The organism is Bacteroides sp. AM16-24 (genome assembly GCF_003471885.1).
Lineage (GTDB): Bacteria > Bacteroidota > Bacteroidia > Bacteroidales > Bacteroidaceae > Bacteroides.
The window spans coordinates 470,201-484,133 of sequence record NZ_QRKI01000002.1; the positions used below are offsets into that span (position 1 = coordinate 470,201).

The following is a 13,933-nucleotide window of genomic DNA, read 5'->3' on the forward strand; positions in this document are numbered from 1 at the left end:
ATAAAGTTCGGTGCTATATTAGCAAAACTTCCGCATATACACAAATTCTTCGGGAAAATTATTTAAATAACCTGTCCAAAAAGGTCGAAATCATCGGAACTTATTATCTCTACCTGGTAAAAGTTACCAATAAGCAATGTTTGTTCACCACACTCTATCAATACTTCCGGATCCACTTCAGGAGAGTCAAATTCAGTACGACCGATATAATAATCCCCTTCCAGACGATCAATGATAACTTTTATGGATTGCCCCACTTTTGCAGCGCTCAATTCGGCAGAAATACCTTGTTGAATGAACATCAACTCATCCAAACGCGCCTGCTTTACTTCCTGAGGTATTTCATCCGCATAATGCGCAGCCGCGTAAGTACCTTCTTCTTCCGAATATGCAAAAGCCCCCATTCTATCGAAACGCACCTTACGAACAAACTCTTTCAACTCTTCAAAATCCGCCTCTGTTTCTCCGGGATGCCCTACCATTAAAGTCGTACGCAAATGGATACCAGGCACTTCTTTGCGGAATTGTTCTATCAGTTGATAAGTTTCTTCCTGAGTTACATGACGACGCATTTTTTCCAACATCGGATTGCTAATATGCTGAAGAGCTATATCCATATACTTACACACATTAGAACGCTCACGCATCACCCGAAACAAATCTGTAGGAAAATGTGCGGGATAAGCATAATGTAAACGAATCCATTCTACCCCGGGAATTTCAGATATACGTTCTATAAGTTCAGGAAGCATTTGCTTCTTATACAGATCCACACCATAGTAAGTCAACTCCTGAGCAATTATCTGAAACTCTTTTACTCCCTTATTCACCAGGTAACGGACTTCATCCAAAATTTCCTCCACCGGTCGCGATACATGCCGTCCTGTAATAATTGGAATAGCACAATACGAACACTTCCGGTCGCATCCCTCCGATATTTTCAGGTATGCATAGTGCTTAGGAGTAGTGAGAGTACGCTCTATATGAAGTTCTTTGTGATAAGCTTTACCCAGATCCTGCAATAACTCCGCCCAGTTAAATTTACCATAAAACTTATCCACCTGCGGAATTTCAATCGCCAATTCTTTCAGATAGCGTTCAGAAAGACAACCCATTACATATAACTTTTCCAGATTTCCTTCTTCTTTTGCCTGTGCAAATTCCAAAATCATATTAATGGACTCTTCTTTAGCATCACCGATAAAACCACAAGTATTGATAACGGCAATCTCTCCTTTAGGCTTTTCCGTATCATGAGTCACGTGATATCCGGCTTCTTCCAGCTGGCGCATCAAATGCTCCGAATCCACTAAATTCTTAGAGCACCCTAAAGTTATAATATCAATTGTTTTCCGTTTCATGCATTCTCCCCAAACAACGAGTCAACAAATTCTTTCTTACGGAACACCTGTAGATCTTCCATACCTTCACCCAAGCCAATATACTTAACAGGTATCTTAAACTGATCAGAAATGCCGATAACAACTCCACCTTTCGCCGTTCCATCCAGCTTAGTGATAGCCATCGCGGTTACTTCCGTAGCTAACGTAAATTGTTTAGCCTGTTCAAACGCATTCTGCCCAGTAGAACCATCCAGCACCAATAGTACTTCATTGGGAGCATCAGGAACTACTTTCTTCATTACATTTTTAATCTTAGTCAACTCATTCATCAAGCCAACCTTATTGTGAAGGCGGCCGGCAGTATCAATAATTACCACATCAGCATTATTAGCAACAGCAGAGCTTAATGTATCGTAGGCCACGGAAGCCGGATCAGCTCCCATCTTTTGTTTTATGACAGGTACTCCTACACGTCCACCCCAGATATCCAACTGTTCCACAGCTGCTGCACGGAAAGTATCCGCCGCTCCCAAATAAACGCTTTTACCTGCTTTCTTGAATTGGTAAGCTAACTTACCAATAGTAGTTGTTTTGCCAACGCCATTCACCCCTACTACCATAATTACGTAAGGTTTCTTCGCAATCGGTGCTTCAAAATCATCTACATCGTCCGAATTATTTTCCGTTAACAAAGCAGCGATTTCATCGCGCAAGATAGTATTCAACTCCTGCGCATTCATATATTTTTCAGATGCGGCACGCTTTTCTATACGTTGAATTATATTTAACGTCGTCTCTACCCCCACATCCGAAGTAATCAGCACTTCTTCCAGATTATCAAGCACTTCATCATCTACTTTCGACTTTCCTGCCACAGCACGGGCAATCTTTCCGAATACACTTTCTTTCGTCTTAGATAATCCTTTATCCAAAGTTTCCTTCTTTTCCTTTGAGAAAAAACTAAAAAATCCCATATCCTATTTTTTTGTACAATACATTATGCTACAAAGATATAACAAAGTAATGAAAGTACGGGGATAAAGTACAAAAAAAATCCCCTTACCGGAATACGATAAGAGGACTTTATAATCAAACGTCTTTCGACGGACTATCTTATTTCTTGAAAAAGTCTTGTACTTTTTCGTTCAATACCATTTGTTCATCAAAGATGTAAGCACCAGTCTTCGGAGACTTAACCATCTTGATAACCTTTGTATAAGCACGACCTTCTTTAGAACCTTCGTGCAAACTTGCTACAGTTTTCTTTGCCATGGGTTATACTTATTATTTAATTTCTTTATGTACTGTTACTCTCTTCAGGATCGGATTATACTTCTTCAATTCCAATCTTTCAGTTGTATTCTTTCTGTTCTTAGTAGTGATATAACGAGAAGTTCCCGGCATACCGCTATCTTTGTGTTCTGTGCATTCCAGAATCACCTGTACTCTGTTACCTTTTGCTTTCTTTGCCATAATCAGTATTCTCCTCTACTTTTTAGCCAATTACTTTAATGCTTTTCCAATCACAATAACCTTTTGCTACTGCGTCGTTCAAAGCAGCGTCCAGTCCTTTCTTATTAATAATACGCAGACCGTTAGCACAAATGCTAAGGCTGATCCAGCAATCTTGCTCTACATAGTAGAACTTCTTGTTAAACAAGTTCAAATCAAAGGTTCTCTTAGTTCTTCTCTTTGAGTGTGAAACATTGTTGCCAATCATGGCTTTCTTTCCGGTAATTTGACAAATCTTCGACATTTCTATCTTATTTTTATAGTTTTTATCTATACTTATTTCAAACAGAGCGCAAAGTAAGTACTTTTATCGATACCAAACAAGTTTTTCATAAAATAATTCATTGTCTGATAGCATTTTTTCTTCATTTTAAGCACTCACAGAGCATCATTAGAGCATTTCGAATGGCTTTTTGTACATTTCCACCCCTTCCATCATCTCCCTCTTGTCTGAATGTTACAATTTCATTTTTATAGGCAGCAGCAATCCATACCGTTCCGACAGGCTTTTCCGCAGTTCCCCCTCCGGGGCCTGCAATTCCTGATGTAGCGACAGCGCAATCTGTTTTCAACGCTTTCATCGCACCTTTTACCATCTCGATAACAGTCTCCCGACTGACAGCTCCATATTTCTCCAAAGTTTCAGCAGAGACATGGAGCAGAGACATCTTTACCTCATTAGAATATGCCACAATCCCTCCGTTAAAGTATTCCGAGCTCCCTGGAACTGAAGTCACCAAAGCTGCAATACTGCCTCCTGTACAACTTTCTGCGGTGGAAAGGGACAAATTCTTCGATTTTAATAACTCCCCAATCTTTTCTTCCAGCTTCATATACCTTATTATATATATTATTTCTGTATTTTGTTCCACTTTTCCTCTCCATATCACCAAATCCGTATCAACTCCGTGTTTGCTCCGTATCTATACACTTGGACTTGGTATGGAGTTGGTATGGACCAGACACGGACCAGGTACGGTGCAGGCCGAAAAGTGCTCTAAAACTCCTTTTATTGCAACGTTACACGTGAGTAAGCCGGTGCATCTATCGAACAGAAATCTTTATCCTGATATTTGAAATAACCTGTAATCGCAATCATAGCGGCATTATCCGTCGTATAGCTGAACTTGGGAATAAAAATCTTCCACCCATACTTTTCAGCATGTTCACGAAAGGCATTGCGCAAGCCATTATTAGCAGAAACACCACCAGCCACGGCTACTTGCTTTATCCTATATTCTTTAGCAGCCTTGCGGAGCTTATCCATCAGGATATCCACTACGGTAGCTTCGAGCGAAGCCGCCAAATCTACCTTGTGATGCTCGATGAAATCGGGGTCTTCCTTTATCCAGTCACGCAAAGAATACAGGAATGAGGTTTTCAAACCGCTGAAACTATAATCTAATCCAGGGATATGAGGTTTGCTAAAAGTAAATGCCTTCGGATTTCCCTGACGGGCCAACTTATCAATAATCGGACCACCGGGATACCCCAATCCCATTACCTTCGAACACTTGTCGATGGCTTCTCCAGCAGCATCATCAATCGTCTGCCCTAAAATCTCCATATCATTGTATGCCTTTACCAGGATAATTTGCGAATTTCCTCCCGATACAAGCAAGCAAAGGAAAGGAAATTCAGGCTGAGTATTCTCTTCACCTTCTGCTTTAATAAAATGGGCTAACACATGACCTGTCAAATGATTAACATCAATCATAGGAATACCTAAAGAACGAGCAAAACCTTTGGCAAATGACACACCTACCAACAAAGAACCCATCAATCCCGGTCCTCTGGTGAACGCCACTGCACTCAATTCTTCCTTAGTCACTCCGGCGCGTTTCAATGCTTCATGCACCACCGGAACTATGTTTTGCTGATGTGCACGTGAAGCTAATTCGGGAACTACACCGCCATAGGCTTCATGCACCGCCTGACTGGAAACGACGTTTGATAGCAGGTATCCATCTTTGATGACGGCAGCAGAGGTGTCGTCGCAAGAGCTTTCTATTCCTAAAATTATTGTACTCATATCGTTATTTACGTTTAAACGCTGCAAAAGTAATGATAAAAGTAGGATTGATAACGTATTATTTCATATTTTTGTTGGCTAATTCAAACAAACCGCCTATCAGAAAGTTAAAAAAGACAGTTCGCTGGGTGCTCGGTATTATACTTAGTTTGTATATCGGGACTATATTGTTGTTGAACATTCCTTACGTTCAGCGACAAATATCTGTGTTGGTTGCAAACGAATTAGCTAACGTTCTGGGTACACAATTGACCATCGGGCGGATAAATATGGGACTGCTAAACCGCATCATAATTGATGACTTATTATTGAATGACCAGTCCGATAAAGAAATGCTGAAGATATCCCGTCTTTCAGCTAAATTCGATATATTACCCCTATTCAAGGGGAAAGTTTCCATCAGTAACGTGCAGTTATTTGGTTTTAACATCAATCTGGAAAAGAAAACACCGGAAGATATACCCAATTTCCAGTTCGTACTTGATGCATTTGCCTCTAAAGATACCATCAAAAAAGAAAGTAATCTGGATATCCGCATCAATTCTTTATTGATACGGCGCGGCAAGCTGTCCTACAATGTGCTGTCGGCAGAAGAAACACCGGGAAAGTTCAATGCACAGCACATACAGCTACGTAACATTATTGCCAATATCTCCTTAAAAGCACTTCAAAATGATTCTATAAATGCTGCTATCAAACGTTTAAGTATAGAAGAAGAAAATTCCGGATTTGAGTTAAAGAGGCTGAGCTTAAAGGTTGTTGCAAATAATCAGAAGATGAATATCGAGAATTTTGCAATCGACCTGCCCAATACTTCACTTGCCATGGACACCATACGTATGGAATATGACAGTCTGGGGGCTTTTGGTAATTTTGTTAATGACGTGCACTTCTCGTTCCGTATGCTGCCTTCAGATATCGTACTTCGTGACTTGGCAGCATTTGTTCCCGCATTTTCTCCTTTTAAAGAAAAGCTGCAAATAGCTGTAGAAACAAACGGTACCATTAACCAGCTGAACTGTCCCCACCTGTCAATCACAGGAGGACCGCATTTCCGTTTGAGAGGAGATGTATCTTTACAAGATCTATCCCGTCCTCAGGATGCATTTGTATTTGGTAACCTGTCCAATTTATATGCCGATCCGGAAGGGGTTGCTTTTTTTGTACGCAACTTGAGTAAGAATTACGAGGGTGTTCCTCCTATATTACAACGTTTGGGCACCATTTCATTTCATGGAGAAGTATCAGGCTATTTCACGGACATCGTAACTTATGGTTTGATATACACAGACATTGGCTCCATCAAGACAGATTTGAAAATAAGTTCAGATAAAGAAAAAGGTTATTTTGCATATTCGGGTGCCGTAAAGACTGAAGAACTCGAATTGGGCAATATGCTGGATAACGAAAAGCTGGGAAAAGTAACTTTCAATCTTGACATTGAAGGCAGCCACTATGAAAATCAATACCCTTCCATTGTGATGAAAGGATTGATTGCTTCCATCGACTATAGTGATTATAATTATGAAAATATCACACTGGACGGAGAATACAAACAAGGCGGTTTCAATGGAAAAGTAGCATTGGATGACGAGAATGGTTCTATTCTGCTGAACGGTAATATCAATACCGTCAGCCGTATACCGACTTTCAACTTTCACGCCAGCATTCGCAATGTGCGTCCGCACGAACTCCACCTAACCCCCAAATATGAGGATACAGAACTTTCAGTTCAATTAACAGCCGACTTCACAGGTGGATCTATTGATGAAATGAATGGAGAAATCAATATCGACAGTCTGCAATTCACTGCACCCGATAAGGAGTATTTTCTGGATAACCTGAAAATCGCTGCCAGCCAGAGGGATAGTTCTCATAAGCAACTGACAGTAACCTCTAATTTCCTGAATGCAAGCATCGAGGGGGATTATTCCTATCGTACCCTGCCTGCCAGTGTAATGAATATCATGCGGAAATACATTCCCGCTCTGATATTACCGGACAAGAACCCCATAGAAAGCGAGAATAATTTCCATTTTGATGTAAACATCTTCAATACGGATTTATTGTCCACCGTATTCAATGTTCCCATTAAAATCTACACACACTCTACTCTAAAAGGTTATTTCAATGACAAAGCGCAACGCTTGCGGGTAGAGGGCTATTTTCCACGTCTGCGTTATGGAGATAAATTCATTGAATCCGGAATGCTATTATGCGAAAATCCGGGTGACAAAATTCATGCCCGACTGCGCTTCAATAACCGCAAGCCGACAGGTGCAATAAACATTGCATTGGAAGCTCAGGCCAAAGACGACCTTATTCAGACTTCCCTAAACTGGGGTAACAGCAGTTCCGTCACCTATAGTGGCAAACTGGCTGCTACTGCACATTTTCTCCGTGCACAAGCCGAAGAACGAGATAACAAGCGTTCCCGCAAGGCAGTTTCGCCCTTGAAAACGGTCGTAGATGTACAAAAGACAGATATCATTCTGAATGATACTCTATGGGAAATACACCCCTCACAAGTAGTCATAGATTCCGGGAAAATACATATTAATGATTTCTATTTCAGCCATAAAGACCGACACTTGCGCATCAATGGGGTCATTTCAGAAGAACCCAATGACACGGTACGCCTGGACTTGAAAGATATTAATATAGGATATGTATTCGATATAGCCAACCTTGGGGTTAACTTCAAAGGCGAAGCTACCGGTCCAGCCTATGCCAGTGGAGTATTAAAAACTCCCGTTATGTATACCGACCTGTTTATCCGAAGTCTTGGGTTGAACGACGGATTATTGGGCGATGCCAATATTCATGGAGAATGGCATCACGAAGTAAAAGGAATTTATCTCGATGCACATATTCGTGAGAAAGACATAGCCAAAAGTCATGTATATGGATATATCTATCCCATAAAACCCACAAGTGCACTCGACTTACAGATTGAAGCGGACAGCACCAATCTTAAGTTTATTGAACACTACATGAGTAGTATTACACCGGAATTTAACGGACGAGCCAGTGGCAACGTACATTTCTATGGTAAATTTAAAGGGCTTACCATGGAAGGACGCGTACTTGGCGATGCTTCCATGAAAGTAGACGTATTGAACACCACTTTCTTCATAAAAGACAGTATTCTCATAGAGCCGAACGGGCTGACTTTCCATAATAACCGCATTTTCGACCCTCAGGGCAACCAGGGACACGCAAACGGTTACCTGCACTATGAACACTTCAAGAATCTGGAATATCGTTTTCAGTTTGACGTAAATAATATGCTGGTGATGAATACAAAAGAATCGCTTGACTTGCCTTTCTATGGTACGGTATATGGAACAGGCAATGCTCTGATTGCCGGAAATGCGCGAGATGGCGTAAATATAGATGTAGCTATGACTACCGACCGAAATACTAATTTTGTTTATATAAAGGATAATGTATCTTCAGCTGCCAGTACCCAATTCATCAAGTATGTAGATAAAACACCTCGTCGTGCTGTGCTGGACTCCATCAATTTGCCCTCTGATTATGAGCTGGCACAACAAGAAATACAACAGGAAGAAGAAAGTCATACCGATATCCGCCTAAATCTGCTTGTAGAAGCTACCCCGAATGCAACCATGAAGATTGTTATGGATCCCATTGCAGGCGACTACATCAGTGGACGAGGGTCCGGAAATATCCGCACAGAGTTTTACAACAAAGGCGATGATGTAAAAATGTTCGGTAGTTACCGCATCAGTCAGGGAGTTTATAAATTCAGCTTGCAGGAAGTGATACGCAAGGATTTTACAATAAAAGACGGAAGTACTATCAGTTTCAACGGTCCTCCGTTGGATGCCACCATGGATATTCAAGCAAACTATATGGTGAATTCCGCATCATTGAATGATCTGGTACCCAATGCAAGTAGCTATGGAATCCCTACGAATATCCGGGTAAACTGTACCATGAATCTGACAGGTCACCTCACTTCCCCTGACATTAAGTTGGGACTGGAAGTGCCTAATGAACGAGATGAAGTACAAGCACTTATACGCAACTATATCCCTACGGACGAACAAATGAATATGCAGATCCTCTATCTGTTAGGTATCGGCAAATTCTATACACCCGAAAATGTAGATGCCACGCAAAATTCGAATATGATGACTTCCGTGCTTTCATCGACCCTTTCAGGACAACTAAACAATGCACTTTCCAACATTATTAATAGTAACAACTGGAATATAGGTACCAACCTCAGCACCGGAGAAAAAGGCTGGACGGATATGGAGTTCGAAGGAATGCTATCGGGACAATTACTAAACAACCGTCTGCTTATCAACGGTAACTTCGGATACCGCGACAATCCGATGGCAAATACGAACTTTGTAGGTGACTTTGAAGCAGAATGGCTTGTGAACCGTAGCGGAGATATCCGTCTGAAAGCATATAATGAGACGAATGACCGCTATTATACAAGAACCAATCTGACAACACAAGGCATTGGCATCATTTTCAAGAAGGACTTCAACCGATGGAAAGAGCTTATGTTCTGGAATAAGTGGAGGTTGAAAAGACTGAGACGGGAAATGGAACAAAAGGAAGCGGAAAAAAATACCGAAGAGCAAACGGAAGAAACTAAGACTACTGCTTCCCATGCGGCAGCAAAAGAAAAGAGAGGGGGAAGTTAATTTTCCCCTTCTTTATTTTCATATCACTTTTCTTATTCATATATCAATTTATAATCATTTATAAAGTCTGTTCCTTCCACCGTTTCTATACAGTTCAGTAACCGCCACTCGCAACTGCGTACCCAGCTACGGAAATTCTCTTCGGGTTGATACTCACTCCGGGCGAATTCCAACAAACGGTCTACCTCAAAATTATCGGAAATAATACCTGCTCCGCCGCGTGCCGCATCATAAGCGTTACAATCCTGTTCAATGTGTGCCGGTACCATCAGCAAAGGCTTACCCAGATACATAGCCTCGCAAACGGATTCAAAACCTGCCGTAGTGGCATACGCCCGGCAACCCGACATATAGCGAAGGAATTTTTCGTCATCCAACTGATGGAATGACAATGTTTCATCCATTCTGCATACTTCCGGTTCATCCGGTTTGTCCCAGAAGAAGTGCAAAGGCACTTCGGGGTGCTGCTCATGCCATTGGGAGATACTTTTTCCAAATCCGGCATTAACCATATAGCCATGTACATACTCTCCGGCAACAGCTTCGCAACAAAGCACTTCGCGCCGCAGTAAAGGCGGTACCACGCGTATATGCGCTTCTTCGTCCGTTTCCATCGGACGGAATGAGAGAGCCAGCTTCTTTTTGGCTCCGATACACGTGAGTCGTGTAAAAAAGCGGAGCATCAGCAGACTCACGGGATTCTTTTTGGGAAACTCAAAGTCATGATGTAGGAAAAGATATTGATGGCCGACACTGATCTGCGGTACAGAAGGGCGGAAAAAAAGATAAGTCAAGCCCGTCAGTAACTCATAAAAGTTGATTACGAGGTCCGCATCAGTTTCATGGATACGCCGGTGAATATAACAGATGCTACGCATATAAGCAGGAACCTGCATCAGATTATATGCGATACTGCGAGACATACTAACCCGCTTATTGGCAAGCGTAGGCAGAAAGTTCGGACTGAGAAAACGTTTCACAGGTGCCTGTATATTACGGTTAAAGAAACCCGGCAGGCGACGGGTGTTACTCTTCCCCACCAGTACTTCTACTACCTCGTGACCGTTGCGCCGTAGAATTTCTTCCAGCGTGATGGCCTGCGTCAGATGACCGCGGCCTTCTCCTTGAACAATAAAAAGAACCTTCATCTTTATATTTATAATTTTTAGTAATTTATAATACCATCGCATTTACGTGCGTGGACAAACTTCACCAGTTCCTCTTCAAAATTGGGAATATAAGAAACTGCGAATGTTGTAGGCAAAGGTCAGCTATTCGTATTACGCCGGTATGTAGAAAATATGACAAGTCTCTTTCATTTTTTTCGCGAACCTCCTTATCTTTACAGAAGATAAGCCGCATCTCAGCATAACTTTTTCATGCAAGCATGAAAGTTATACCTTCAATTTGCATTATCTTTACCCCTCAAAAGAAACTCTCGTATGAAAAAGCCCGGAAATATCCTTATTGTTGATGATAACCGCGGTGTGCTCACCGCAGTGCAATTGCTGTTGAAACCCCATTTCGAAAAGATCATCACGCTCCCTTCACCTGTCACACTAACCTCTGTGTTACGTGAAGAAAATCCATCAGTGGTGTTACTTGACATGAATTTTACCTCAGGTATCAATACGGGAAACGAAGGATTATTCTGGTTACAGGAAATCAAACGCCTTCGTCCCTCCTTGCCTGTGGTTCTTTTCACTGCTTATGGAGATATTGATCTTGCCGTGCGTGGCATTAAAGAAGGAGCTACAGACTTTATTGTCAAGCCATGGGATAATCAAAAGCTGGTGGAAACCTTACTGAATGCAGCCCAAGCCATTCATAATAAAAATAACGGAAAAATCGCCTCTCCTGTAACCCCTGCCATGTATTGGGGAGAAAGTCCCATCATGCAGCAATTGCGCTCGCTGGTGGAGAAAGTCGCCACAACCGATGCAAATATCCTTATCACCGGAGAAAACGGTACGGGAAAAGAGATGCTGGCACGTGAAATTCATGCACTTTCTTCCCGCCGTACGAAGGAAATGGTTGCCGTAGATATGGGAGCCATCACCGAAAGCCTCTTTGAAAGTGAGCTTTTCGGGCATACAAAAGGCTCTTTCACAGATGCATACGCTGACCGTCCCGGTAAGTTCGAAACAGCAGACCATAGCACACTGTTTCTCGATGAAATCGGCAATTTACCCTATCACCTGCAAGCCAAACTACTGACCGTATTGCAACGCCGCAGTATTGTCCGTGTAGGCAGCAACCAGCCTATCGCTGTTGACATCCGTTTGATTTGTGCCACCAACCGCAATCTGAACGAGATGGTACAACGCAATGAATTCCGTGAAGACTTGCTTTACCGCATCAATACTATCCATCTTGAAATTCCTCCTTTGCGCGAACGGCCGGAAGACATTCTTCCTCTTGCCGAACGCTTTATAACACGCTTCTGCAAGCAATATGATAAAGCATTATTACGGCTTTCCGGTGCTGCCTGTACCAAATTGAAAACACACCCCTGGTACGGAAATATCCGCGAACTGGAGCATGCCATAGAGAAAGCAGTCATTATCTGCGATGGCAACGAACTGCCGGCGGAACTGTTCCAGTTGCCTAAACGTACTGAAACCTCACGCACCGGAAGCGATGCCGGTACAGAAGCAGCCACCCTTGAAGAAATGGAACGGAAAATGATACAGAAAGCTTTGGATACCTGTAACGGCAATCTATCCGCTGTTGCCGCACAACTCGGCATCACCCGACAGACTCTCTATAATAAAATGAAAAAGTTCGGATTATGAAACATTACTCCCGATACATCACCGACCGCTACCTTTTCCGCATTGTCATCTCTCTCCTGCTGACGGGAGCCGTCACGGTATCCATTATTTATAAAGACTTTCTATGGATCGTCATCTCTTCCTTGCTGTTGTTGACGAGTCTGCGCTGGCAATGGAAACTGTATCGTCGGCATACACAGAAGGTTTTGTTTCTGCTCGATGCCATTGAAAACAACGATGCATCCATCCATTTCTCCGAGCACGAAGACATTCCGGACAACCGTATTGTAAACCAAGCCCTGAACCGCGTTGCATCCATATTATATAATGTAAAGAGCGAAACTGCACAACAGGAAAAGTATTACGAACTCATTCTCGACTGCATCAATACCGGTATCTTGGTACTGAACGATGCAGGTGCTGTTTACCAGAAAAATAATGAAGCCCTCCGCCTTTTAGGGCTGGAAGTCTTCACCCATGTCAGCCAACTTAGCCGTATTGATACAAACCTTATGGGACTTTTCGCCCATTGCCGTCCCGGAGATAAGTTGCAAACCCGCCTGTCCAACGAACGCGGTACGGTCAATCTCTCCATCCGCGTCTCCGACATAACCATCCGTCAGGAGCATTTTCGTATCCTTGCCCTGAATGATATCAATAACGAACTGGATGAAAAGGAAATCGACTCCTGGATACGCTTGATCCGTGTACTGACACATGAAATCATGAATTCTGTGACTCCCATCACTTCATTGAGCGACACATTGTTGACACTGATACAGGGAAGTGAAGAATTAAAAGCGAAAAGTGAATCCATCTCTTCCGACAAAGAAACTGCTGACGAGATCCGCAATGGCCTGCACACCATCAGCACCACGGGCAAAGGGCTCCTCTTTTTCGTAGAAAATTACCGCCGTTTCACCCGTATCCCCAAACCGGAACCTTCCTTGTTCTACGTCAAAGGTTTTATCAATCGTATGGTGGAACTGGCACGGCATCAATATCCTAATTCACATATCACCTTCCACTCCCACATCACTCCGGGTGATCTTATTCTTTATGCAGATGAAAACCTTATCTCGCAGGTACTTATCAACGTATTGAAAAATGCCATTCAGGCCATTGACGCAGCAGGAATTCCGGAAGGCATCATCACCCTACACGCTTATTGCAATGAAAATGAAGCCGTACTCATCGAAGTATCCAATAACGGCCCTGCCATTCCTCCTGAAGTAGCAGAACACATTTTTATTCCTTTCTTCACCACAAAAGAAGGTGGCAGCGGCATCGGTTTGAGCATTTCCCGTCAAATTATGCGGCTGTCAGGTGGCAGCCTTTCCCTGCATCCCGGAAAGGAAACCATGTTTATACTAAAATTCAATTAGGTAACGTCTAAAAAACAAAGTGGTATTAATGATTTTTTTCTCCTACTGGAGAAAAACTTTTTCCCAATAGGAGAAAAATAATTCAATAATAGACTAATAATACGAATCAAGATTTGGATTATGTTCATTATTGCTGAGTTATGAACAAAATGTGATAAGGTGGTAAGGTGATAAAGTGATAGCGGGATAAGACTCTGTG

At 42.3% G+C, this 13,933-nt stretch carries 11 protein-coding genes; 3 read left to right on the forward strand and 8 right to left on the reverse strand.

Features of this window, described 5'->3' with window-relative positions; all coding sequences use genetic code 11:
• Nucleotides 1-62 precede the first annotated feature (62 nt).
• From rimO to tsaD, 7 genes are all read right to left on the reverse strand, one after another.
• Nucleotides 63-1,361: a 30S ribosomal protein S12 methylthiotransferase RimO gene (gene rimO, locus DW182_RS04410; RefSeq protein ID WP_118294779.1), complete on the reverse strand. Its 1,299-nt coding sequence runs from the start codon at nucleotides 1,359-1,361 to the stop codon at nucleotides 63-65.
• A complete protein-coding gene (gene ftsY, locus DW182_RS04415) occupies nucleotides 1,358-2,317 on the reverse strand; it encodes a signal recognition particle-docking protein FtsY (RefSeq protein ID WP_118294780.1) in 960 nt (319 codons plus the stop codon). The genes rimO and ftsY overlap by 4 nt, the downstream gene beginning before the upstream one ends.
• A gap of 139 nt (nucleotides 2,318-2,456) precedes the next feature.
• The gene (locus DW182_RS04420; RefSeq protein WP_007662457.1) at nucleotides 2,457-2,615 is read right to left on the reverse strand and encodes a DUF4295 domain-containing protein; all 159 of its coding nucleotides are present in this window, start codon (nucleotides 2,613-2,615) and stop codon (nucleotides 2,457-2,459) included.
• A gap of 12 nt (nucleotides 2,616-2,627) precedes the next feature.
• A complete protein-coding gene (gene rpmG, locus DW182_RS04425; RefSeq protein ID WP_002560155.1) occupies nucleotides 2,628-2,816 on the reverse strand; it encodes a 50S ribosomal protein L33 in 189 nt (62 codons plus the stop codon).
• Between the two features lie 22 nt (nucleotides 2,817-2,838).
• A complete protein-coding gene (gene rpmB / locus DW182_RS04430; protein WP_007214256.1) occupies nucleotides 2,839-3,099 on the reverse strand; it encodes a 50S ribosomal protein L28 in 261 nt (86 codons plus the stop codon).
• A 121-nt stretch (nucleotides 3,100-3,220) separates the two neighbouring features.
• Nucleotides 3,221-3,688 carry a CinA family protein gene (locus tag DW182_RS04435; protein WP_022393900.1) on the reverse strand — a complete coding sequence of 156 codons (468 nt, stop codon included), beginning with the start codon at nucleotides 3,686-3,688 and terminating at the stop codon, nucleotides 3,221-3,223.
• 176 nt (nucleotides 3,689-3,864) lie between these two features.
• Nucleotides 3,865-4,887, reverse strand: coding sequence for a tRNA (adenosine(37)-N6)-threonylcarbamoyltransferase complex transferase subunit TsaD (tsaD, locus tag DW182_RS04440; RefSeq protein WP_118294781.1), 1,023 nt, complete (start codon nucleotides 4,885-4,887; stop codon nucleotides 3,865-3,867).
• A gap of 32 nt (nucleotides 4,888-4,919) precedes the next feature.
• On the opposite strand from tsaD, the gene DW182_RS04445 reads away from it, so the two are divergent.
• Nucleotides 4,920-9,575: a translocation/assembly module TamB domain-containing protein gene (locus DW182_RS04445; protein WP_233564076.1), complete on the forward strand. Its 4,656-nt coding sequence runs from the start codon at nucleotides 4,920-4,922 to the stop codon at nucleotides 9,573-9,575.
• A gap of 32 nt (nucleotides 9,576-9,607) precedes the next feature.
• On the opposite strand, the gene DW182_RS04450 is transcribed toward DW182_RS04445, so the two are convergent.
• Entirely contained in the window at nucleotides 9,608-10,723 is a 1,116-nt protein-coding gene (locus DW182_RS04450; protein ID WP_118294782.1) for a glycosyltransferase family protein, read from the reverse strand.
• A 294-nt stretch (nucleotides 10,724-11,017) separates the two neighbouring features.
• Here DW182_RS04450 and DW182_RS04455 point away from each other — a divergent pair, with 294 nt between their 5' ends.
• Nucleotides 11,018-12,370 carry a sigma-54 dependent transcriptional regulator gene (locus DW182_RS04455; RefSeq protein WP_118294783.1) on the forward strand — a complete coding sequence of 451 codons (1,353 nt, stop codon included), beginning with the start codon at nucleotides 11,018-11,020 and terminating at the stop codon, nucleotides 12,368-12,370.
• The gene (locus DW182_RS04460; RefSeq protein WP_118294784.1) at nucleotides 12,367-13,734 is read left to right on the forward strand and encodes a PAS domain-containing sensor histidine kinase; all 1,368 of its coding nucleotides are present in this window, start codon (nucleotides 12,367-12,369) and stop codon (nucleotides 13,732-13,734) included. The genes DW182_RS04455 and DW182_RS04460 overlap by 4 nt, the downstream gene beginning before the upstream one ends.
• Nucleotides 13,735-13,933: the final 199 nt, after the last annotated feature.

What these genes read in the sequence shown, in the direction of transcription:
- ftsY (WP_118294780.1), bottom strand. Translation starts at nt 2,317, where the DNA reads ATGGGATTTTTTAGTTTTTTCTCAAAGGAAAAGAAGGAAACTTTGGAT.
- DW182_RS04450 (WP_118294782.1), bottom strand. Translation starts at nt 10,723, where the DNA reads ATGAAGGTTCTTTTTATTGTTCAAGGAGAAGGCCGCGGTCATCTGACG.
- DW182_RS04435 (WP_022393900.1), bottom strand. Translation starts at nt 3,688, where the DNA reads ATGAAGCTGGAAGAAAAGATTGGGGAGTTATTAAAATCGAAGAATTTG.
- tsaD (WP_118294781.1), bottom strand. Translation starts at nt 4,887, where the DNA reads ATGAGTACAATAATTTTAGGAATAGAAAGCTCTTGCGACGACACCTCT.
- rimO (WP_118294779.1), bottom strand. Translation starts at nt 1,361, where the DNA reads ATGAAACGGAAAACAATTGATATTATAACTTTAGGGTGCTCTAAGAAT.
- DW182_RS04460 (WP_118294784.1), top strand. Translation starts at nt 12,367, where the DNA reads ATGAAACATTACTCCCGATACATCACCGACCGCTACCTTTTCCGCATT.
- DW182_RS04420 (WP_007662457.1), bottom strand. Translation starts at nt 2,615, where the DNA reads ATGGCAAAGAAAACTGTAGCAAGTTTGCACGAAGGTTCTAAAGAAGGT.
- DW182_RS04445 (WP_233564076.1), top strand. Translation starts at nt 4,920, where the DNA reads ATGATAAAAGTAGGATTGATAACGTATTATTTCATATTTTTGTTGGCT.
- DW182_RS04455 (WP_118294783.1), top strand. Translation starts at nt 11,018, where the DNA reads ATGAAAAAGCCCGGAAATATCCTTATTGTTGATGATAACCGCGGTGTG.
- rpmB (WP_007214256.1), bottom strand. Translation starts at nt 3,099, where the DNA reads ATGTCGAAGATTTGTCAAATTACCGGAAAGAAAGCCATGATTGGCAAC.
- rpmG (WP_002560155.1), bottom strand. Translation starts at nt 2,816, where the DNA reads ATGGCAAAGAAAGCAAAAGGTAACAGAGTACAGGTGATTCTGGAATGC.